General features: G+C 71.2%; 17 protein-coding genes. 9 read left to right on the forward strand and 8 right to left on the reverse strand.

The features are described from left to right. The first annotated feature begins 181 nt into the window (after window positions 1–181). From BJ971_RS24845 to BJ971_RS24860, 4 genes are all read left to right on the forward strand, one after another. Window positions 182–1,852 carry a multicopper oxidase family protein gene (locus BJ971_RS24845; RefSeq protein ID WP_184995618.1) on the forward strand — a complete coding sequence of 557 codons (1,671 nt, stop codon included), beginning with the start codon at window positions 182–184 and terminating at the stop codon, window positions 1,850–1,852. Continuing rightward, on the forward strand, window positions 1,852–2,625 hold the full coding sequence (locus BJ971_RS24850; RefSeq protein ID WP_184995619.1) for a hypothetical protein: 774 nt from the start codon (window positions 1,852–1,854) through the stop codon (window positions 2,623–2,625). The genes BJ971_RS24845 and BJ971_RS24850 overlap by 1 nt, the downstream gene beginning before the upstream one ends. 147 nt (window positions 2,626–2,772) lie before the next feature. Next, the gene (locus BJ971_RS24855) at window positions 2,773–8,238 is read left to right on the forward strand and encodes a peroxidase family protein (RefSeq protein WP_184995620.1); all 5,466 of its coding nucleotides are present in this window, start codon (window positions 2,773–2,775) and stop codon (window positions 8,236–8,238) included. A 118-nt stretch (window positions 8,239–8,356) separates the two neighbouring features. Then, window positions 8,357–8,764, forward strand: coding sequence for a YkvA family protein (locus tag BJ971_RS24860; protein WP_184995621.1), 408 nt, complete (start codon window positions 8,357–8,359; stop codon window positions 8,762–8,764). Window positions 8,765–8,991: 227 nt separating this feature from the next. Here BJ971_RS24860 and BJ971_RS24865 read toward each other — a convergent pair whose 3' ends face one another. After that, the gene (locus BJ971_RS24865; RefSeq protein ID WP_184995622.1) at window positions 8,992–9,354 is read right to left on the reverse strand and encodes a nuclear transport factor 2 family protein; all 363 of its coding nucleotides are present in this window, start codon (window positions 9,352–9,354) and stop codon (window positions 8,992–8,994) included. Between the two features lie 1,695 nt (window positions 9,355–11,049). Continuing rightward, the gene (locus BJ971_RS24870; RefSeq protein WP_184995624.1) at window positions 11,050–11,598 is read right to left on the reverse strand and encodes a hypothetical protein; all 549 of its coding nucleotides are present in this window, start codon (window positions 11,596–11,598) and stop codon (window positions 11,050–11,052) included. A gap of 1,178 nt (window positions 11,599–12,776) precedes the next feature. Here BJ971_RS24870 and BJ971_RS24875 point away from each other — a divergent pair. Further along, window positions 12,777–13,157: a GNAT family N-acetyltransferase gene (locus BJ971_RS24875; protein ID WP_184999079.1), complete on the forward strand. Its 381-nt coding sequence runs from the start codon at window positions 12,777–12,779 to the stop codon at window positions 13,155–13,157. On the opposite strand, the gene BJ971_RS24880 is transcribed toward BJ971_RS24875, so the two are convergent. Next, window positions 13,154–13,594 carry a nuclear transport factor 2 family protein gene (locus tag BJ971_RS24880; RefSeq protein WP_260415164.1) on the reverse strand — a complete coding sequence of 147 codons (441 nt, stop codon included), beginning with the start codon at window positions 13,592–13,594 and terminating at the stop codon, window positions 13,154–13,156. The two genes, BJ971_RS24875 and BJ971_RS24880, sit on opposite strands and share 4 nt — an antisense overlap. Before the next feature lie 309 nt (window positions 13,595–13,903). Between BJ971_RS24880 and BJ971_RS24885 the strand changes: the two genes are divergently transcribed. The 4 genes from BJ971_RS24885 to BJ971_RS24900 all read left to right on the forward strand — a co-directional run bounded on the left by BJ971_RS24885 (window position 13,904) and on the right by BJ971_RS24900 (window position 17,751). Beyond that, window positions 13,904–14,857, forward strand: a complete 954-nt coding sequence (locus BJ971_RS24885) for a FadR/GntR family transcriptional regulator (protein WP_184995625.1) — start codon at window positions 13,904–13,906, stop codon at window positions 14,855–14,857. Beyond that, a complete protein-coding gene (locus BJ971_RS24890; RefSeq protein WP_184995627.1) occupies window positions 14,854–15,522 on the forward strand; it encodes a gluconokinase, GntK/IdnK-type in 669 nt (222 codons plus the stop codon). Before BJ971_RS24885 ends, BJ971_RS24890 begins: the two co-directional genes overlap by 4 nt. A 78-nt stretch (window positions 15,523–15,600) precedes the next feature. Continuing rightward, entirely contained in the window at window positions 15,601–15,912 is a 312-nt protein-coding gene (locus BJ971_RS24895) for a hypothetical protein (RefSeq protein WP_184995628.1), read from the forward strand. Window positions 15,913–16,059: 147 nt separating this feature from the next. Next, window positions 16,060–17,751 (forward strand): S8 family serine peptidase, encoded by a 1,692-nt coding sequence (locus tag BJ971_RS24900; RefSeq protein ID WP_184995629.1) that lies wholly within the window; start codon window positions 16,060–16,062, stop codon window positions 17,749–17,751. 58 nt (window positions 17,752–17,809) lie between these two features. Here BJ971_RS24900 and BJ971_RS24905 read toward each other — a convergent pair whose 3' ends face one another. Genes BJ971_RS24905 through BJ971_RS24925 form a run of 5 tightly spaced genes read right to left on the reverse strand, consistent with a single transcriptional unit; the run spans window position 17,810 to window position 22,695 of the window. Beyond that, on the reverse strand, window positions 17,810–18,541 hold the full coding sequence (locus tag BJ971_RS24905; RefSeq protein WP_184995630.1) for a tyrosine-protein phosphatase: 732 nt from the start codon (window positions 18,539–18,541) through the stop codon (window positions 17,810–17,812). A 7-nt stretch (window positions 18,542–18,548) separates the two neighbouring features. Beyond that, a complete protein-coding gene (locus BJ971_RS24910; protein WP_184995631.1) occupies window positions 18,549–18,737 on the reverse strand; it encodes an acyl-CoA carboxylase epsilon subunit in 189 nt (62 codons plus the stop codon). A 9-nt stretch (window positions 18,738–18,746) separates the two neighbouring features. Then, complete coding sequence (locus BJ971_RS24915) at window positions 18,747–20,312, reverse strand: acyl-CoA carboxylase subunit beta (RefSeq protein ID WP_438839539.1); 1,566 nt, start codon at window positions 20,310–20,312, stop codon at window positions 18,747–18,749. Further along, window positions 20,309–21,214, reverse strand: a complete 906-nt coding sequence (locus tag BJ971_RS24920; RefSeq protein ID WP_184995633.1) for an alpha/beta hydrolase — start codon at window positions 21,212–21,214, stop codon at window positions 20,309–20,311. The genes BJ971_RS24915 and BJ971_RS24920 overlap by 4 nt, the downstream gene beginning before the upstream one ends. Continuing rightward, complete coding sequence (locus tag BJ971_RS24925) at window positions 21,211–22,695, reverse strand: FAD-dependent monooxygenase (RefSeq protein WP_184995634.1); 1,485 nt, start codon at window positions 22,693–22,695, stop codon at window positions 21,211–21,213. The genes BJ971_RS24920 and BJ971_RS24925 overlap by 4 nt, the downstream gene beginning before the upstream one ends. Window positions 22,696–22,703 lie beyond the last annotated feature (8 nt).

The raw sequence follows: 22,703 nt of genomic DNA on the forward strand, positions 1-22,703 counted from the left end.
TGTGATTCCCCCTCTGTCCGCTGCGAGATCGGCGGCTCCGGCCGGCACCTAAGGATTTCGGCCGCCCTGGCCGAGCGCGATCCGGGCCGGCTCAAGCCGGCCTCAGGATTTCCACCGGTTTACCTCAGTGCCCACCGCTAGCTTCTGCGCACGACTGGTGAGATGAACACGGAGAGTACGGATGACTGATGGAATGGTGACCCGGCGCGGCATGCTCAAGGGCGCGCTCGCGATCGGTGGCGGCGGGCTGATCGCGGCCGGCGCCGGCGGTGAGGTGATCGCCGCCGAGAGCAAGCTCGCGGCGAAGAACACCCCGACGCCGTACACGAACATGTTCCGGCGGCCTCCGGTGCTCATGCCGTGCGAACAGGGTGTCGACGACAAGGGCCCGTTCCACCGTTACCGGCTCACCCAGAAGATCGGCCAGGCCAGCATCGTCCCCGGCCTGCTGACCACCATCGCGGGCTACAACGGGATCTTCCCGGGCCCGACCATCAAGGTGCCGCAGGGCACCCGGTCCGAGGTCCGGATCGCGAACGCGCTGGGCGACCACCCGCTGTACAGCGGCGAGTTCAACACGGTCACCCACCTGCACGGCTCGGCCTCGCTGCCGCAGTACGACGGGTACGCGAACGACCACACCAGCCCCGGGCAGGCCAAGACCTACCGCTACCCGAACTGGCAGCAGGCCCGCACGATGTGGTACCACGACCACAACCACCGCACCACGGCCAAGAACGCGTTCGTCGGGCTGGCCGCGATGTACCACCTGAGCGACCAGTACGAGCGCAGGCAGCTGCCGCAGGGCGAGTACGACGTCCCGCTGGTCGTCAGCGACATGGCGTTCAAGGCCAACGGCTCGGTGGCCTTCGACGGCGAGGACAACGCCGGCTTCATGGGCGACGTGATCATGGTCAACGGCGTGCCGTGGCCGAAGATGCGGGTCAAGCCCCGGGTCTACCGGTTCCGGGTGCTGGTGTCCAGCATCTCCCGTTCGTACCGTTTCAAGCTGAGCACCGACGACCAGGTCTACGTCGTGGGCACCGACGGCGGCATGACCCCGACGGTCAATGCGGTGTCGTCCTGGCGGCACGCGCCCGCCGAGCGCTACGAGATCCTGATCGACTTCCGCAAGTACAAGCCGGGCACCAGGATCGAGCTGAAGAACCTCAGCAACAAGAACAACGAGGACTTCGACAAGACCGGCAAGGTCATGCAGTTCGAGGTGGTCGCGGACCCGGCCGGGCCCGACACGTACGAGATCCCCAAGACGCTCGACCTCGGGCCGCAGCCGTGGGCGAACCTGGGCGCCGTCGACGTGCACAAGCTGACGCCCGACATGGCGACGGCCCGCCGCCGCCTGCGGCTGGAGCGCAAGCACGGCATCTGGACCGTCAACGGCGAGACCTGGGACGACGTCGAGAAGAGCGGCTTCCAGCGGGTCTTCGGCAACCCGAAGCCGTACGACGTCGAGATCTGGGACCTGGTCAACGAGTCGGGCGGCTGGTTCCACCCGCTGCACATCCACCTGATCGACGGCAAGATCATCGGCCGTAACAACACCCCCGACCAGAAGGCGTACGCCTGGGAGGGCGGCGGCAAGGACGTCTTCTACCTCGGCGAGAACGAGACGGTCAGCGTGCTGATGCAGTTCACCACCGGCGGCGGCAACGCCGGCGGCCGCTACATGGTGCACTGCCACAACCTCATCCACGAGGACAACGACATGATGATCCAGTTCGCGGTGGGTGACATCAACGTCAACGACCCGGTCCGCTCCGACGCGGCGTACCCGGACGGCGAGTCGGAGCAGCCGGTGGTGTACGCGCCGAGCTACCCGCTGGGTACCTGATGAGGCGCCTTACCTGGGGCAACGCCCTGCGGTGGTGCCTGGTGCTCGCCCTGCTGGCGGGCGGCGGTGCGGCGATGGCCCGCTGGGGCGGCTGGCTCGCCGAACCGGCGCAGGCCGCCACCGGCCCGGTCACCGACGACGCCGGGGACGAGCTGGCCACGACGACCTTCGACGGGCCGATGGTGCGCAAGCGCGCGGCCGTCGCGATTCACCCGGCCAAGGGCGCCGATCGCGGGCAGATCGCCCGTGAGCTGCGCGCGGCGGCGCAGCGCGCCAAGCTCGGCACGCTGACCGACGCGACGTTCGCGGTGTTCAGCCCGGAGATGCTCGAGTACCTGGTGCCGGAGCAGACGCTGGTGCTGGACGAGGGCGTCTCCGTGCCGGACGCCGAGGCGTTCATGCGCGACAACCAGCCGGCGAGCGTGGCGTTCTACCTGGTGCAGCCGGTGCTGGTGCACGACCTGACGTTCGCCGTCGTCCCCGCGGCCGGCGTCCTGCCGGCCGACGTCGCGACGGTGATCGACCGGGAGGGCGTGCTGTCCGACTCGCTCAACCGCTACCGCACCACGGTGCAGCGCTCCGGGCTGACCGTCCGGTACTTCGGCGCGATCATCAGCGACGGCCAGGTCGAGGCCGTACGCCAGGCGCTGGGGCGCGCCGCCCACGTGCCGGCCGACCGGGTGGCGGTCGCGGCGAACCTGCCCGGTCCGGGCGTGGATCTGTCGCACGGCATCCCCGACCTGACCACCAAGGCGAGCGGCCACCACGGCTGACCTCTGAGCTCCACCTGAAGGGCCGTCCCCGGCGACCGGGACGGCCCTTCAGCATGCCCTCAGCCGGACGGGAGGTGGACAACACCGGCGGTGCCCAAGATGTGCGAATTCAACGCTTTTCCCCTGACTCCCCCGGAGATGCGCGTAATGAGGCTCCCGCTTCGCACCGCAGTGAGCGCCCTGCTCACCACCCTGCTCGCCACCGTCGTGGTGGCCACCCCGGCCAGCGCCGGGCCGATCGGCCAGGGATTCACCGTCACCCCCGCCGACCTGGCCTACATCCTCAAGCAGATCAAGATCGCTGAGGCGCACGTCGCGAACACCACGAGCGCGACCGGCCCCTGCGGCGCCCTGGTCGGCACCGGCCCGAACCAGCTGTCCAGCCCGCTGGTGTCGCAGGGCCTGCGCACGGTCGACGGGACCTGCACCAACCTCACGGCCGGGCAGCAGCGGTTCGGCGCGGCCGACCAGACCTTCCCGCGGATGGCCGGCAAGGACTTCCGGGCGGCCGAGACCGCCCCGGCCGGCCTGTTCGGCCCCGGCAGCCCGTCCTTCCCGACCACGTACGCGGACAAGAGCGCGAACAACACCGTCGTCGACGCCCAGCCCCGGATGATCAGCAACCTGATCGCCGACCAGACCGCGGCCAACCCGGCGGCCGTCGCGGCGGCCAACCGGCCCGTACGCTCGCAGGGCGGCGCCACCACGCCGGCGAACGACGGCGGCACGCTGTTCATCCCGAACGTCACCACCGACGTCGGGCTGTCCGCGCCGTACAACTCGTGGTTCACGCTCTTCGGGCAGTTCTTCGACCACGGCATCGACCAGACCGTCAAGGGCGGCGGCACCGTGATCGTGCCGCTCAAGGCCGACGACCCGCTGATCGCCGGCCCGGACCGGGTACCCGGTAACGCCGACGACCCGAAGCCCGGCGACGCCCGGTACGTCGCGCCGTCGATGCGGTTCATGGTGCTCACCCGGGCCGCGAACCAGCCCGGCGCCGACGGCAAGCTCGGCACCGCCGACGACGTGCAGGACGCGGTCAACACCGACACCCCGTACGTCGACAACTCGCAGGCGTACACCTCGCACGCGGCGCACCAGGTCTTCCTGCGCGAGTACGTCAACGACGCGCAGGGCCGCCCGGTCTCCACCGGCAACCTGCTGTCCGGCCCGCTCGGCGGCCTGCCCACCTGGGCGGACACCAAGATCCAGTCCCGCACCCTGCTCGGCCTGAAGCTCAGCGACGCGGACGCCCTCAACGTGCCGATGATCCTCGCCGACCCGTACGGCCGGTTCGTGCCCGGCCCGGCCCGCGGCCTGCCGCAGTACGTGACCCGCTCCGGCCTGGTCGAGGGCGACACCGCGAACCCGGTCCGGGTGCCCGCCGACGTGCTGCACTTCGACACGCCGTTCCTGACCGACATCGCGCACCACGCCGACCCGACACCGCAGGACACCGACCACAACCCGGCCACCGCGCCGGTCGCGCCCAAGCCGGACGACGACGACACCGCGAGCGCCGACTTCACCAAGCAGCCCGCCGGCACGTACGACGACGAGATGCTCGACGCGCACTACATCGCCGGCGACGGCCGGGTCAACGAGAACATCGGCCTCACCGCGGTGCACGACATCTTCCACGCCGAGCACAACCGGCTCGTCGGCGACATCGAGCGGGTGCTCACCGACGACGGCACCGCGCTGGCCGAGTGGCAGATCGGCGACGCCTGGAACGGCGAGCGGATCTTCCAGGCCGCCCGGTTCGTCAACGAGATGGAGTACCAGCACCTGGTCTTCGAGGAGTTCGCCCGCAAGATCCAGCCGGGCATCAACCCCTTCCAGCCGTTCGCGTTCACCCAGACCGAGCTGAACCCGGCCATCTACGCCGAGTTCGCGCACGCCGTCTACCGCTTCGGCCACTCGATGCTCAACGAGCGCATCGCCCGTACCCGCGAGGACGGCTCGGACGCCTCGATGTCGCTGCTCGACGGCTTCCTCAACCCGCCCGCGTACACCGACGGCGGGACGCTGACGCCGGAGCAGGCGGCCGGCCAGATCGTCCGCGGCATGTCCGGCCAGGTCGGCAACGAGCTGGACGAGTTCATGACCGACACGCTGCGCAGCAACCTGCTCGGCCTGCCGATGGACCTGGCCGCGATCAACATCGCCCGGGGCCGCTCCGAGGGCGTGCCGTCGCTGAACGTCTTCCGGCGCACCCTGCACGAGCGGACCAACGACGGCCAGCTCGCCCCGTACGTCAGCTGGGTCGACCTCGGCGAGAACCTCAAGCACCCCGAGTCGCTCGTCAACTTCGTCGCCGCGTACGGCAAGCACCCGACGATCGTCGCGGCCGGCGACCTCGCCGCCAAGAGGGCCGCGGCCCGCGCGCTCGTCGACCCGCAGGACGGCGACACGCCCCCGGCCGACGCGGCCGCGTTCATGAACGCCACCGGTGCGTGGACCGCCGCGAACACCGGGCTGGACTCCGTCGACCTCTGGATCGGCGGGCTCGCCGAGACCACCAACCCGTTCGGCGGCCTGCTCGGCAGCACGTTCAACTACGTCTTCGAGAACCAGCTCACCCGGCTGCAGAACGGCGACCGGCTCTACTACCTGGCCCGTACGCCGGGCATGAACCTGCGCAGCCAGCTCGAGGGCAACTCGTTCGCCGAGCTGATCGGGCGCACCACCAGCGCGCACAGCCTGCGTGCCGACTCGTTCGCCACCGCCGACTGCGCGTTCGACCTGGCGCACCTGGCCGGCACCGTGGCCGGGTACGAGCGCTACGGCAACCTGGTCGCCGACGACCCCGCCTCGGCCTGCGACGAGAAGGCGCTGCTGATCCGGATGCCGGACGGGACGATCAAGTACCGGGCCCGCAACGGCGTCGACAAGCCGGGCATCAACGCGCAGTCCGTCTTCGCCGGCACCGACTACCGCGACCGGGTCGCCGCGGGCAACGACAACGACACCGTCTGGGGCGGCGAGGGCGACGACGTCATCGAGGGCGGCGCCGGCAACGACATCGCGCTCGGCGGCGAGGGCGACGACGTACTCACCGACCTCGGCGGCGACGACATCTCCAAGGGCGGACCCGGCGAGGACGCGATCGACGGCGGCCCCGGCCTGGACCTCATCCTGGGCGGCGACGGCCGGGACTTCACCAACGGCGGCGCCAACGCCAACCTGACCTTCGGTGGCGAGGGCGACGACCTGCTCTTCGCCGGCGAGGGCGAGGACGCCCTCTGGGGCGACGCCGGCGACGACTGGGCCGAGGGCGGCGACTCCCCCGACCTGCTCCAGGGCGACAGCGGCAACCTGTTCTTCCTCGACGACTCCAACAAGCCCGGCCACGACGTGCTGATCGGCCAGGGCGGCGACGACGACTACGACATGGAGGGCGGCGACGACATCGGCGTCCAGGGCCCCGGCATCGAGAAGAACGCCGGCGGCTCGGGCTACGACTGGTCCATCGCGTCCCGCCCGGACCAGGGTGGCGACGACCAGAGCGTCGACGCCGACCTGGACCTCCCGCTGATCCCGCTGGACATCCTCGCCGCCGGCGTCCGCGACCGGTACAACGAGGTCGAGGCGCTCTCCGGCGGCGCGCACAACGACATCCTGCGCGGCGACGACGTGATCCCGTCCACCGTCGGCGGCGCCGGCTTCCTGGGCTGCGACGCCCTCGACGCCGCCGGCATCGCCCGGATCGCCGGCCTTGACCGGATCATCACGAGCCTGCCGACCGCGGCCTCCGCCGTCGGCAACCAGACCGGCCGCCCCTGCGCACTGAGCGGCAACGTCTGGGGCGAGGGCAACATCCTGCTCGGCGGCGCCGGCGACGACACCATCGAGGGCCGCGGCGGCGACGACGTCATCGACGGCGACCGCTACCTCAACGTCCGGCTCAGCGTCCGCGACGCCGACGGCAAGGAGCTGCGCACGGTCGGCAGCATGAGGCAGCTCCAGGCGGACGTGTTCGCCGGCCGGATCAACCCCCGCGACATCGTCACGGTCCGGGAGATCCTGACCGCCCCGGCCGCCGGCCAGGACACCGCGGTCTTCTCCGGCCTGCGCGACGAGTACGCCGTGACCCCGGTCGGCGACGCGCTGATCGTGTCCGGCCCCGACGGCACCGACACCCTGCGCAACATCGAGCGGCTGGCGTTCGCCGACCAGACCGTCGAGGTCACCGCGCCGACCGCGTACTCGGGCGTCTCCGCCCTCGCCGGCGACGCCAAGGCAACCGTCGTCTGGACGCTGCCGGAGAACACCTCGGGCGCGATCGTCACCGGCCACCAGGTCGAGGTCAACGACGGCACCGCGGTGCGGCTGATCGACGCGCCCGCCGACGCCACGAGCCTGGTCGTCAACGGCCTCACCAACGGCGTGCCGGTCACCTTCCGGGTCCGCGCCGTGACCGCGGACGGCCCGGGCGAGTTCGTCGGCCCGTCCGAACCCGTCACCCCCAAGGCGGCCGACGTCACCCCGCCGGTCACCCCAACCACCCCGCCGGTCACCCCTCCGGTGACCCCTCCCGTCACGCCGACCACCCCGCCGGTCACGCCGACCACCCCGCCGGTCACCCCGACCACCCCGCCGGTCACGCCCACCAGGCCGGTGACGCCGGTCGCGCCGGGTGCGCCGGTGATCGGCACGGCGACTGCCGGCAACGGGACCGTCACCGTCCGATGGACGGCGCCGGCCAGCGACGGCGGCACCGCGATCTACGGGTACGAGGTGCAGGCGCTCGACGCCGAGACCGGCATCCCGCTCGACGTGGACGTCGCCGGGCCGGGCGCCACCGAGCTCACGTTCGCCTACCTGGTGCCGGGACAGTCGTACCGGTTCTGGATCCGCGCGGTGAACGCCGCCGGCGCCAGCGAGTTCTCGACGATCTCCAACGCCGTCACGGCCGTCGCCGCCACCGATCCGGCCGATCCCGGCACCCCGGACACCCCCGTCACCGAGAACCCGGACGGACCGCCGGCCGAACAGACCACCCCGGGCACGCCCGAGATCGGAACGGTGTCGGCGGGTAACGGGCTGGCGATCGTGCGGTGGACCGCGCCGGCCGACCACGGCGGCGCACCGATCACCCGCTTCGAGATCCAGGTGCTCAACTCGGCCGGCGCCCGGGTGGGCAAGATCCGGACCGCGGCGGCCACCGCCTCCGCGCTGACGGTCACCGGCCTGACCAACGGGACCGCGTACCGCTTCCAGGTCCGGGCCGTGAACACCATCGGCGCCGGCGCACTGTCGGCCACCTCGGCGAAGATCCAGCCGCGGACCGTACCCGGCACCCCCGGCACACCGACCGCGACCCGCGGCGCGGCCGGCGGCCCGATCACCGCCACCCTGCGATGGAAGGCACCGTCGTCGACGGGCGGGGCACCGGTCACCGCGTACCGGATCACCTGCCAGCGGCTGAACCCCAACGGCACCGCGACCGGCACACCCACCGTGACCACCACGCCGGGCACGGCCCGCGCCCGAACGATCACCGCCACCCGCGGCGCCCGCTCGGGCACCCGCTACCGCTGCACCATCCAGGCGGTCAACACGGCCGGCGCCGGCCCCGGCCGATCGGTGACCGCGACGACCCGCTGAGAACACCCGTCCGGTGGTGCCGCACTTCGCGGCGCCACCGGACGTCTCGTTTCGGGGCGTCCGGTGTTTTCTCCGACGCTCCACCGCTCCGCGTCCCGATCTGGAACCATCAGCGGCTATGGCCTGGTGGTGGCAGATCCTGATCAGCATCGCAGTGGCGCTGCTGATCGCCTGGATCGCACTGCTGATCGCCCTGCTCGCCGCGAAACCCGCCAAAGCCCAGCTCAAAGAGGCGCTACGGCTCCTACCCGACCTCCTACGCCTGCTGCGCCGACTCTCCGCCGACCCGACCCTCCCACGCGGCGTCCGGATCCGACTGGGCCTGCTCCCGGCCTACCTGGCCATGCCGTTCGACCTGATCCCCGACTTCATCCCAATCCTCGGCTACGCCGACGACGCCATAATCGCCATCGCCGTGCTCCGCTCCACCGTCCGCCACGCCGGCCTGAACGCACTCCGCCGCCACTGGCCCGGCACCGACGACGGCTTCGCCGCACTCACCCGCCTAACCGGCCTGAAGCCCTAACCCGCCGCCACCACGACTTTCACTCACCACAACCTCCCGCTCACCATGGCTTCGCCCGCCATGGCCTCCCGCTCACTGCGGCTACCCACTCACCATGGCCACCCACTCACCGCGGCCACCCACTCACCGCGGCCACCCACTCACCGCGGCCACCCACTCACCGCGGCTTTCGCTCACCACGATCCGCGGCCATCCCGGCAGGCGCACGCCTGGCCGAATGTCGTCCCTCAGGCACCGCTGAGGGTGCTGAACTGGATGCCGGCCAGCCGCCAGCCCTCCGGCAGCTCGACCCAGGTCTGGCTGGCCCGGACGACCAGCGCCATCTCGTGCCCGCGCCAGGTCGAGTGGCTGCGCTGAACACACCGGACGATCGCCGCGTGGGGGTAGCAGCACACCTCGACGTCGCTGCTCTCCAGGCCCGCATAGGAGAACTCGGCAAACTTGCCGATCCATTGTGCTTTGTCGAGCACGTGCCCCTGCTCCCCGATCGACCTGAAGTCTTCGGCAAGCAGAGCGTTCAACGCGCCGGTGTCGGCCCGCAACTCGGCCTCGTCGAAGGCACGCCGCAGCCGGTGAACGTCGGAGATCATGCGCAAATCCTGCTGGATCCCGCCCCGGGCGGAAAGACCGGCCCACGAGATCGCCCGATTCGCCGGTTCGACTCGGCGCACGGCCGGGCCAACCCGCCGGTCACCGGCTCAGTGTTCTCGCCCGTGTGCTCACTGTGGAACCAGCGGGCCGCCATCACCGCCCGCAGCATCAGTAAAAGTCAGCGAGGCTCCCGAGCTCAAAATTGCTCACGATGAGTCACTGACATCGCCGAACGCCAGCGCGCTCGAGGCGGACGAAAGCTGGTCTTGTCCTCGCATTATTATGGCGTTCGTCTAATCACGAAGCCATTCATCACTCTGCGCTCTCTGCCGATAAGTTGGCATGATCGAAAGTGGATCGGAAAGGACAAACGTCGGGCGCTCCGGGATAATAAGTCCATGCGGCAACTCCAATTCTTCACCACCAGCGAGTTGGCCGCTATGCGTGACCGCACCGCATCCCGCAACTACTCCCCCGAGCGCGACGAGTTCCGCCGCACCCACGAGCGACACCGCGCATGGGGCCTCACTCAACGCCACGCCCGGCGCCTGCACCAGCTACGCGACCAACCCGAGAAACACGCCGCGACAGGCCCGGACGAGCAGCACCCGAAGAACCCGCAGCCGACCCACCCAGCCAGACTCGTCCATGCCGAGCCGACCCGACGCCCGGCACCGGACCGCACCACCGCGACCCACCACAATCGGTCACAGCTCCCCAGCCAGCAGAACAGCAACCACACCGCCTCAGCCCGGACGGAACCCGCCGAGGCACACCAGCACAGCAAAGCCACTGGCCAGGCGAAACCCACCGCACACCACCCGCCGAACCAAACCACCGGCCAGATGCAACCCGCCCAGACACACCCCGGCCCACCGGCCCTCTGTCCAGACGGCACCTGCCCAGAAGCATCCGTCGAACGAACACGGCAGCCCCGCCAGATCCGCGCACAGATGCCCGTCGAACGAACACGGCAGCCCCGCCAGATCCGCGCACAGATGCCCGGCGGGCGAACACGACAGCCCAGCCAGATCCGCGCACAGATGCCCGGCGGGCGAGCACAGCCGCCGGGCGAAACTCGCGGACCGGCACCGGCCGCGATTCCCGCACCCGCCGGACAGGCCACCCCGGGCCGGCGCCAGCAGCCCGACCCGCGGGGGCGGGCGACACCGGCTGAAACACGTCAGCGGGCGACATCGAACCATCGCGACTCCCACCCGAGTCGGCAATCATCGGAATACCAGATCTCCACCACTCCGGCGATTCCGAATCCACACCTCGCCCAGAGCTATGGCGAAAATCCGCCGAGCCACTCATGCACATGGAGCATTTGCGGCGGCCCGGCGGATGCATTCTCGACGGCATGAGCGCGCGCCGCCAGGCAAGGCAGGGTGGAGCAGATCCATCCCTCACGCACAGTTACTCGAATCCGGCAGAGACCGGTCTGCGGCGAGGCCGTCATAGCGCGGCGGATTCCGGCGATCTTCGCAGCCCTGTTGTTGACGGCAGCGAGTCCAACTGCTCCTAACACGATCTGCTGAATCGATGTTGATCAGCACGATGATGCGAAGATTGGTCTCGTTGGACGGGCATGAGGGCGCAACCGGTGGGGCTCATCCTGTTGGGCGCTCCACCTTGTCGCGCAGGGGAGGCCCGCTCCACGGAATGTGTGTCGACGGCGGACGGGCTGGCGGTTAGGCCGATGGCCAACAGGGGGACTCGAGATACTCGGCGTCTTGGTCAGTCGCCTGAATGGCGTATGTCACGGGCGCGGGAGACGGCGACGTACTCGGCGGCGGGTCGAACGAGATGGTGAACGCAGCCCGTGTGCCGGAGATGTTTTTGACCAGGCACGATATGCCGCGTTGGAAAGCGAGCGACGGAGCCACCTCCTGAGGTATGGCCGTGGAGGCATTGCGCCAGCCCTCCCTCATCAGCTCATCCCAGTAGAAGGATCGAATCTCGGGCTCCGCCAACTTGCTGCGGTAGCGCTGACCGGCGCGGGAAGCGACCGCGTCGCCGGAGTCATCCACTCCACACCCTGAGTACGCGCCGGCGGCTTCGGTGGACGGGGGCCGCACGTCCAGGATCGGAAGCTGCGCCAGAACTGTCACCCGCTGTTCTTCGCTGTTGGAACAGCTCACGTGTCCCGGCTGGTCGTAGGCGCAGCCTGCAAGTAGGCAAGCAGCCAGCGTGGCGACCACCGTGAGCCCGCCGACGTTGCCGAGGTGCCGGTTGATCATGGTCGCAGTATGAACGACGGTACGGCGGCAAGGACACCTAACCGCTCCTTGCAAGATCTCTGGTCAGTCCAGTTAATCGAAACGCGGCTACCGGACGCGCTCCGTGGTCGGTTCGATGGGGTGCCGGTTTGTCAGGTCGTCGGCGTCATAGGCGGTGGGTCGGTGGGTAATGCCGACCACGACGGACGGCTTTGCGGGGGTGCCTGATCATGACCGACACGGCGATCGTCACCGGTGGGGGTGGGGCTCGAGATCGCGCTTGGGCTGGGCCGTGCCGGCTGCGGCGTTGTCGCGGCGGATGTCGATGGGCCGGCTGGGCGGCGGGCGCGAAGTCGATTGAGGCCGCCGTGATCGCGATGAGCGGCCCGACCCGGCCGGCGCTCGGGTGCCGGCCCGGGCGTTGTGTGCCGATGTGAGGGACCGTCGGGACATTGATCGCGGCGTGGCGGTTGCGCGGGAGTTCGGGGATCCGCTTCACCGCGAGCCGGGGCGGTTGGCGGGCACCCACGGGATCCGGGTGATGTGCGTGGCGCCGGACTGGATCGGGCTCGGCCGAGCTCACGCTCAGCGGCATTCCATGAGCGCCGATGAACGTGCCGTATCCCGCCCGCTGATTCCCCCGCCGAGGTCGTCGCCGTTGTCCTGGACCTCATCCACGACGGAGTCGGCGGAACGGTCGTGGAGATGTGGGGAGGCGACCGGCCCATCGTGCACGCTCCGGCATGAGAGCCGCGCTTCCCGTCCGGCGGCGAGGGCGTAGCCGGGTGCCGGTCGGGGTTTCGGCGGGCGTGATCGTCGCCCGCACGGTGGTGCGTGCGTCGGCAGTGCGGGGCTGCGATCCGCACGTCGCGGAGACCGCCACCGGCGTCGAGCGGGTTCACGGTGACGGCCGAGGAGGCGGCAGAGATCGCGAACGGTCTCGTGCGTGAGGGCTCGTGCAGTCCGGGCCAGGAGATCACCGTGGTCCCCCACGTCATCGCCGCCTTCTGTCACGCCACCGCCGAAGAGCGGCGCACAGTAATCGGCCCAGCGCGGCCCACGGCAGTGCACAGATCTCGGAATGAGCGGTAGCGGCCGAGGCCACCCGTTCACGATTGGAACTTTCTTGATCGAACTTGGGCCGTGAGGATGGTCGGGTGAGCGACTACCGACTGAGCGAAGACCCGGCCGACCTCGACATGGACCACGTCGCACGGTGGATTACCACCGACGCCTACTGGGCCAAGGGTCGCACGCGCGAGGTCGTCGAGCGCTCGTTCGCCAACTCGGTCCCGGTGGGCGTCTACACCCCCGACGGGCGGCAGGCCGCGGTGGCGCGCGTCGTGTCCGATTACGCGACCTTCGTCTGGTTCTGTGACGTCTATGTCGATCCCAGCCACCGGGGCCGCGGGCTCGGCACCATGCTCGCCAACTGGTCCGTCGAGTGGGCCGAGCGCCACGGCATCAAGCGCGTGATGCTGGCGACCCTCGACGCCCACGGGGTGTACACGAAGGCCGGGTTCGCGCCGATCGGACACCCCGAGCGCTGGATGGAGATCGACAACCGGCCACCGTTCTAGGTCCCGTTTCGGACAGGGGTCCGCCGCAGCCCGGCCGCCTGTCCGAACCAGGACCAAGGTCGGCATCTCGCCTCGCCGGCGACGTCGGCGAGCTTGGAGTTCAGCTGCCGGGAGGCGCAGCACAACAGGCCGAAGGCGGTCAGCTCACCCCGCCCGACCGGCCCCGTGCCGAAGATCGTGCGATGGCCGCGTGCCGTGTCCATGTACTCGCGGACCCGGTGTATCAGTCCATCCCTGAGCTCAAAGACGAAGCAGTAGTCGTTGGCGTAATGATTTCCGTTGGCCAGCGTCGCCGTCATGGTCTCTTCCACGATCACCCGGCCGCCGTCGGCATGAATGCCGCGGAATTCGATGTCCACGTCGCGCACAGACAGGCGGTGGAATTCGCCGGCGAGAAACGCACGATCGCCGCCCGGCCGACGATGTGGCTCGATCAACCCAGCGCGACGGCGGTCGCATTGCCCTCGGGCGCGAGCCAGGAGGATGCCGGCGACGGGATCCGTCGAGTTTCGGACATCATCGTCCCGGCCGGGTTGGGCGATCGCGGAGGAACCCGCCGAAGCAGTAACCCCTTTCGGGTTTGCGGGGTCCGCGCGGGTGCATCCAGCGTTTGCCCAGCCAGGACGATATTTCGCAACCCTGATGATCTAAGCGGCAGGCTCTAGGACGCATCTCGTCATGAATGAACCGCTGAAACCGGCGTCTTAAGCCTGGCTTTAAGGAGGCTCTCTGACTACATTGCACCCATGACGCTCTCTGAAGAGGACTTCGAGGAGTCGGGCGTCGGTCCGCGGCGCGCCGGGATCGTGAAGATCGGGAAGCACATCGTCTCGGGGGATCGGGGGTTTCGGCCCGGTGATGTGTTGCGCATCGAGCACGTGATCGACCTGCTGGGGTGCAGTCGCCCGCTCACTCGCGAGATCCTCCAGGTCCTCCACCACAAGGGCCTGATCACGCTCAAGGCCCGCACCGGGGCGACCGTCGAGCCGATCGACCGGTGGAACGTCTTCGACCGGGACGTGATCGAGTGGCGGCTCGACATCGCGCCCCGGTTCCAGATGCGTTCGCTCACCGAGCTGCGCGAGGCCGTCGAGCCGCGCGCGGCGCTCCTGGCCGCGCAGCGGGCCTCCGCCGACGTGTGCCGCGACCTGGTGAGCCTCGCGCTGGAGTTCAAGTCGATCGGCGAGGCGCCCGAGTTCGAGGATCTCACCGACGTCGGCCTCGCCTGCCGCGAGCGGTACCGCCGGGTCGACGAGCAGTTCCACCGGATGCTGTTGCAGGGCTCGCAGAACGAGATGTTCAGCGGCCTCGTCGACCAGGTGACCCGGGCCGTGAACTTCCGGATCGAGAAGGAGTGGGCCGGCGCGCCGCGGCCGTACGGCGACACACCCGGCGACGAGCGGTCCTTCGATCCGGTGCCCGGCAGCCGCAAGCGCTTCCCCCGGCGGCCGGAGCCGCTCGCGCTCTGGTTCCACTTCGGACTGGCGTACGCGATCGAGCAGGGCCTCCCGCACGCGGCGGAGACATTCGCCCGGGCCGTGCTCGCGGAGTTCCACAATGGTTATCTGAGCAATCCCGACCTGCTCGACGCGCTCGGGCGGGCGCTGCACGAGCTCGATCTCGGCGGCATGCGGGAGGCGGACCGCGAGCCGTTCCACCGCGCGGTGGCGGGCGTGCTGCTGCGCCGGGACGAGCGATGAGCGCGACCGTGCCGGTCGTCGTCATGGGCGTCGCCGGGTGCGGCAAGAGCACGATCGGCGTGCTCCTGGCGGAGCGTCTCGGGCTGGAGTACGCGGAGGCCGACGTGTTCCATCCGCCGGCCAACGTGGCGAAGATGGCCGACGGCCGGCCGCTCGACGACGAGGACCGGCTGCCGTGGCTCGCCGCGATCGGCGACCATCTTCAGGCCCGGGCCGGCACCGGCGTCGTGGTCTCCTGCTCGGCGCTCAAGCGGAGCTACCGCGACCTGCTGCGGGCCGCCGCGCCACGCGCCTGGTTCGTTCATCTCGTGCTCGACGAGGCGACCGCCACGCGGCGGGTGGCCGCCCGGCCCGGCCATTTCATGCCGGCGTCGCTTGTCGCCTCGCAGTTCACGGCGCTGGAGCCGCTCGACCGCGAGGCCGGCGTCGCCCTGGACGCCACACAGACCCCGGCGCGGATCGTGGCGTCGGTCCTCGCGGCCCTGCCGCCGACCGGAGCGGCCCTGCCGAGCGGAGCGGCCCTGCCGAGCGGAGCGGCCCTGCCGCCTAGCGGAGCGGCCCTGCCGAGCGGAACGGCCCTGCCGCCCAGCGGAGCGGCCCTGCCGAGCGGAGCGGCACTGCCGCCGAGTGGAGAGGAGGACGGCGAGTCAGTCATGCCGGCGTGACGACGGCCCGCTGGCAGGCGGGCCGTCACGTCCGGATCCCCAGACACCCTGTGCGGGAAGCCCAATGAGGAGCGGGACATGAGTAACCTAACCAATGGCCACGGGCCAGACAAGCACACCGACGGAGACCGCGCGCGGGTGGTGATCGCCTGCCTGCTGACGGCCGGTGGTTTCCTGAGTTCTTCGGCGCCGATCCTGGTGATCTCCGGGGCGTGGGCGCTGGACGGCGGTACGGTGCGTTATGTGATCACCATGGGCGGCGCCGTCCTGGTCATCGCGTTGCTGCTGGCCGCCGTCTACGTGGCGTCGCCCGGCACCTCCCGCCGACGGCGGGGTGACAGCAGGACCGGGCCCGCGGCGCGGTCCCGCTCGCGGCAGCGCCGCTCCTGAACCGCGGGCGGCCGCCCCGACCGCGGCGCCGGGGCGGCCCTCGCGTGCAATACGCGCATACATTTACATGTTTAACGGTATAGATGCTGAAACGTGATCCGGATCGGATGTGATGACACCGTCAATCGCATCGGAGGGAAGCGTTCCATGAGAAGACGCCTCATCGCCGGAGCCGTCGCCACCGCGACGGGTCTGGCATTCCTGGTCACCGCGCCCGGCGGGTCGGCGGTCGCCACCCCGGCGGCGTCGGCGGCCACGACGGAATACACAGTGGTCGCCGAGGACGGGACGTCGGCCGATGCGGCCGTGCGGGCGATCACCGCCGCCGGCGGCACCGTGGTCGGCCGCAACGACGCCGTCGGCGTGTACCGGGTGACCTCGCCGCGCGCCGACTTCGGCGCCCAGGCCGCCGCCGCGCCCGCGCTGATCGGGGCGAGCGAGCGCAAGGCCATCGGGCACGCACCGAAGGCCGACAAGCTGATCGAGCGGGAGAGCCCGACCGCCACCGTCTCGGAAAAGCACTCAACGCAGGGCAAGCACTCCTCGAAGAGCGACCCGCTCGACGACAAGCTCTGGGGCCTGAAGATGATTAAGGCTGACCGGGCGCGCAAGAAGGAGGCCGGCGACCGGCGCATCACAGTCGGCGTCCTCGACACCGGCCTGGACGCCGGCAACCCGGACCTGGCGCCCAACTTCAGCCGGCGGCTCTCGCGCAACTTCGCACCGGACCTGGTCGACGTCGACGGCCCCTGTGAGGTCGACGGGTGTCTCGACCCGGTCGGCACCGACGACCAGGGCCACGGCACGCACGTCGCCGGCACGATCGGCGCGGCCGCCGACGGCTTCGGCATCTCCGGCGTCGCACCCGGCATCACGCTGGTCGAGCTCAAGGGCGGCCAGGACTCCGGCTACTTCTTCCTCGAGCCGGTCGTCAACGCGCTCACCTACGCCGGCGACGCCGGCCTCGACGTGGTCAACATGTCGTTCTACATCGACCCGTGGCTGTACAACTGCGTCGGCAACCCGGCCGACACCGCGGAGCAGCAGGCCGAGCAGCGGGCCATCATCCAGGGCATGAAGCGCGCGCTGTCGTACGCGCACCGCCGCGGCGTCACCCTGGTCGGCGCCCTCGGTAACAACAACGAGGACCTCGGCAAGCCGCGTACCGACACGTCCAGCCCGGACTACCCGGCCGACGCCGCCAAGCCGCGGCCGATCGACAACGACACCTGCTGGGACCTGCCCGTCGAGGGACCCCACGTCATCGGCGTCTCGTCGGTCGGGCCCACGGGCCAGAAGGCCGACTACTCCAACTACGGCCGCGAGCAGATCTCGGTCGCCGCGCCGGGCGGCTGGTTCCGCGACGGCTTCGGCACGCCGGCCTACCGCACGAACGGCAACATGATCCTCTCGTCGTACCCGGTCAAGGTGCTCAAGGAGCAGGGCAAGGTCGACGCGGCCGGCAACATCACCGCCGGCAACGAGGCGACCGTCCTCAAGGAATGCACCGCCGCCGGCGCCTGCGGCTACTACACGTACCTGCAGGGCACCTCGATGGCCTCGCCGCACGCCGCCGGGGTGGCGGCGCTGATCGCCAGCAGGTTCGGCACGCGCGACCGCTGGCGCGGCGGGCTGACGATGTCGCCCGACCGGGTCGAGCGGCAGCTCTACCGCACCGCCGCCAGGAAGGCCTGCCCGGAACCGCGGCTGCGGAGTTACGCGCAGGAGGGTCGCGACGCCACCTACGACGCCCTGTGCGAGGGCGGCGAGCGGTTCAACGGCTTCTACGGCCGCGGCATCGTCGACGCCTACGCCGCGGTGAGCGGGCGCCTGCGCTGACCCGGATCCACTCGGTTTCCCGGCCCGCACTCGGGATCCGGGAAACCGAGTGGGACGGTCAGCCGGCGAGGCGGCCGCGGGCCAGGCCGATGTCGGCGTCGGTCAGGCCACCGCGGCGGAGGTAGGCGGCCACGTCGAGCGCGGCGGCGACCTCGGTCACGACCCGGGTCACCGACGTGCCGCGCTCGGCGAGGGTCGCGTCGAGCCACTTCCGGTACTCCGGCTCGCGCGGCGCGAGCCGCGGCGCGCTGCGGGCGTAGTCGGCCGCGATGTCGGCCGGTGCCACCCCGGCGAGGGCGAGCAGGACGAGAGCGGCTATTCCGGTACGGTCGCAGCCGCGCGCGCAGTGCAGGAGCACCCCGCCGGGCGCGGCGTGCGCGACCGCCGCCACCAGCCGGGCGTGCCGTTGCGGCCAGCGTTCCAGCGCGTCCGCGTAGTACAGCGGCGTGCCCCACAGGCCGGTCTCGGCCCACCGCGCCATGAACTCGGCGTCGCCGCCGTCCTCGATCCCGACGCGGACCTGGGTCAGCCCGGGGCGGTGATCCCGCACGTCGAAATGGTCCCGGATGCCGACGTTGGCGTCCGGCGGCGCGTTGTCGGTCTCCAGCGTCACGACGGTACGGATGCCATAGTCCCAGAGCGCCGCCCATCCCGAGGGCGTCAGGTATCGCGGGTGATCGCCGCGCACCACCGCGCCCGGCCGGGTCCGCCCGCCGTCGGCCGCCGGCAGGTCACCGAGATCGCGTACGTTCAGGCAGCCGTCCCACTCGAGATCCCGATGATCAACCATCGCGCCATCATGGCATCGTCGGGCCAGCCGCGCGCCACGCCCGAGGATCGGCGAAGCCATCGGGCCGCCACCTGGCCGGCGCGGCCGGCGCGGCGGTCGCGGACGGCGCGGTCTCGCGCGCCCGCAGCACCGCCACCAGCGCCGCCAACTGCTCGTCGTCGGGCCGTCCCCGGTGCAGTCGCAATGAATCCAACATGGTGTCCTCCTACTGTGGTGGGTTGCCGTGCTTGCGGCTGGGTAGGTCGGCCGCCTTCGCGGCGAGCATTGACATCGCCCGGCACAGCGCGTCGCGGGTGTCGCGCGGGTCGATGACGTCGTCGACCAGTCCGCGCTCGGCCGAGTAGTACGGGTGGACAAGTTCGCTGCGGTACTGCCGGATCTTCTCCTGGCGCATCGACTCCGGGTCGTCCGCGGCGGCGATCTCCCGGCGGAAGATGACGTTCGCCGCGCCCTCGGCGCCCATTACCGCGATCTCGTTGCCGGGCCAGGCCAGGGCGATGTCGGCGCCGATCGACCGCGAGTCCATGACGATGTACGCGCCGCCGTACGCCTTGCGCAGCACGACCGAGACCCGCGGCACCGTGGCGTTGCAGTAGGCGTACAGCAGCTTCGCGCCGCGCCGGATGATGCCCTCGTGCTCCTGCTCGACGCCCGGCAGGAAGCCCGGCACGTCGACGAGGGTGATCAGCGGAATGTTGAACGAGTCGCAGAACTGCACGAACCGGGCGCCCTTCTCGCTCGCCTTGATGTCGAGGACCCCGGCCAGGGAGGCGGGCTGGTTGGCCACGATGCCGACCACCCGGCCGTCGAGGCGGGCCAGCGCGCAGACGAGGTTCGTCGCCCAGGCCGCGTGCACCTCCATCAGTTCGCCGTCGTCGACGATCTCCTCGATCACCCGGCGGATGTCGTATGACCGGTTGCCGTCGGACGGGACGATGCCGGTCACGGCGTCCAGCCGCCGGTCCGGCGGATCGGTGCCGGCCGTGGCGGGCGGCAGCTCGCGGTTGTTCGCCGGCAGCAGCGACAGCAGGTAGCGCACCTCGGCGAGGCAGGTCGCCTCGTCGTCGTACACGAAATGGGCGACGCCGGAGACCCCGGCGTGCACGTCCGCGCCGCCGAGGCCGTTCTGGCTGATCTCCTCGCCGGTCACCGCGCGGACCACGTCCGGGCCGGTGATGAACATCTGCGAGATGTCGCGGACGGCGAACACGAAGTCGGTGAGCGCGGGCGAGTACGCCGCCCCGCCCGCGCAGGGGCCGAGCATCACGCTGATCTGCGGGATGACGCCGGACGCGCGGGTGTTGCGCTGGAAGATGCCGCCGTACCCGGCCAGCGCCGAGACGCCCTCCTGAATCCGGGCGCCGGCGCCGTCGTTGAGCGACACCAGCGGGGCGCCGGCCGAGATCGCCATGTTCATGATCTTGTGGATCTTCTGTGCGTGCGCCTCGCCCAGTGCGCCGCCGAAGATGCGGAAGTCATGGGCGTACACGAAGACGGTCCGGCCGTCGACGGTGCCCCAGCCGGTGATCACACCGTCGGTGTACGGCCGTTTCGCCTCCAGCCCGAAGCCGGTGGCCCGGTGCCGGCGCAGCGTCTCGACCTCGGTGAAGCTGCCCGGGTCCAGCAGCAGCTCGACGCGTTCCCGTGCGGTCAGCTTGCCCTTCGCGTGCTGGCGCTGTGTCGCGCCGGGGTCGCCGCCGCGGGCGGACTCCTTGACCCGGCTCAGTTCCTCGAGCCGGTCGCCCGTCCCGGCGGCGGACTGCGTGCTCAGCATGGCGTTCCTCCGTTCTCGTCGGTGGCGGGCGCGCGGCGGCCGAGGCACTCCTCCAGGAACGCGAACGCGCGCAGGTGGTAGGAGCGGGCCGCCCAGCCGAGGCTGATGTTGTGGCCCGCGTCCGGCTGCCGGTCCACCCGTACGATCGGCGCCGACGTCAGCCGGCCGGCCAGGTCGGCCAGGGTCTGCCGGTCGTGGCGCCACCACGACTCGTGCTCGGCGAAGGTGAACCGCACCGGCACCCGGATCCGCGGCGCCAGGTCGGTGAAGTCGTCCGGCCACCGGCCCGCCGCGCCCCGCTCCCGGGACGGCATCGGCGCGACCACCGTGGCGCTGGAGCGGAACGTGTTCGGCGGATAAAGGCCGAGCCGTCCCCAGTGCAGGGTGAAGAGCCGGCGTTCCAGCGCGTCGGCGACGTGCTCCGGCGCGATGGCGTACCGGTGGCCGCAGCCGGAGACGTCGATGCCGAGCAGCCCGTCCGGCGGCTCGTACGCCGCGCACGTCAGCGCCAGCTTGCCGCCGAACGAGTGCGCGAGCAGGAAGATGCCCGCGCCGACGGCGTGGCGCGCGGTGAAGTCCGCCAGCGCCGCCCGCAGCGTGCGGGCCTGCTGCCGCAGCGTCTGGCCCTCGGGCAGCACGGCGGTGGAGTCGCCGTAACCGGGCCGGTCGACCGCGAGCACCGTGCAGCCGAGCTCGGCGCCGAGGGTGAGCAGCGACTGGTCCGGATGGGCCGCGCCGTCGAAGTAGCCGGCGCTCATCCCGGCGCCGTGCAGGGCCACCACCGTCGCCCGCGGCGGCGTGCGCAGCGGCTCGCTCAGCAGGGCCGACAGGGTGATGCCCGCGCCGTCCAGCGTGACGCGGCGGGCGCCCCGCGACGGCGCACGGGTCGCCGTGCTCACGGCGCGGCGCTGCCGGTCGGCGCCCCGAACCAGCGGCCCAGCGCGGCCGGCAGGTCCTCGGCGCCGCCGGCCACCCAGGCGACGTACCCGTCGGGCCGCACCAGGACGGCGGCGGCCGCGCCGAGGCCCGCGTCCGGTTCGGCGGTCACGGTCGCGACGTTCACCCGGTCCTTCCAGCCGGCCGCGACCGCGCGCAGCGCCGGATCGTCGGCGAAATCCAGCAGTACGCCCTGAGCCGGGTGCAGCAGCCGCGTCGTGCTGGTCCCGCCCGCGGAACCGGCCAGCGGCCGGGGCGGGATCCGGCGGCCCAGCAGCGGGTGATCGCCGCCGAGGTCGTACCGGACGTCGAGACCGCTGACGATCCCGGCGAGGTGCCGCTTGACCTCGGGAATCCCGATCAGCTCGGTGAGCACCGCGCGTACCGGATCGGCCTCGGCGCCGCCGAGGAAGACCATGCCCTGCGCCCGGGTGTTCATCAGCAGCCGGGCGCCGGTGGCGTGCCGCTCGTCGTGGTAGGTGTCGAGCAGCCCCGGCGGCGCCCAGCCCGCGACGGTGGCGGCGAGTTTCCAGCCGAGGTTGGCCGCATCCTGCACGCCGGTGCTCAGCCCCTGCCCGCCGGCCGGCAGGTGGATGTGCGCCGCGTCGCCGGCGAGCAGCACCCGCCCGCGCCGGTACTCGCCGACCTGCCGGGTGGCGTCGGTGAAGGAGCTCACCCACTTCGCGCTGCCCGCGTGGATCGACTCGCCGGTGATGCGTTCCCAGGCGTCGGCGACCTCGGCGAAGCTGGGCGTCGAGGAGCGGTCGTCGGCGGGCGTGCCGTGCTCGCAGACGATGATCCGGTCCACCCCGTCGCCGAGCGGCGCCGCCATCACCATGCCGCCGGGCAGCCGCTCGCCGAGGAAGCGGGGCCGCAGGTCGCAGCCCACCACGTCGGCGAGGTACATGCCCCGGGTGGCGGGCATTCCCGGGAAGTCGAAGCCGCCGGCCTTGCGTACCCCGCTCTGCCCGCCGTCGCAGCCGACCAGGTAATCCGCCCGCAGCCGCTGGACGCCGTGCGGCGTCGCCGCGACGATCCCGACGCCGTCGTCGTCCTGCGCCAGCTCCAGCAGCTCCCAGCCGCGCCGCAGGTCGGCGCCGAGCTCGACGGCCCACTCCTCCAGCACCGACTCGGTCAGCGACTGCGGCACGCCGCGGGCGCCGAAGTGGCCGTCGGGCAGCACGGTGTAGTCGAACTGCACGCCGCCGAAGTGCCCCATCGGGCTCTTCTCCAGCGTGCCGAAGCGGGGCAGCAGATCACGCTGGTCGAAGACCTCCATGGCGCGGGCGGTGAAGCCAAGGCCCCGGGACTGCCCGGTCGGCTCGGCGAGCCGCTCCACCACGGTGACCCGGGCGCCGCCGAGCCGCAGCTCGCCGGCGAGCATCAGGCCGGTCGGGCCCGCGCCGACGACGATCACGTGCGGGTCCGCGTTGTTCTTCTCCATCTCGTCCC

This window comes from Amorphoplanes digitatis (assembly GCF_014205335.1).
GTDB classification, from domain to species: domain Bacteria; phylum Actinomycetota; class Actinomycetes; order Mycobacteriales; family Micromonosporaceae; genus Actinoplanes; species Actinoplanes digitatus.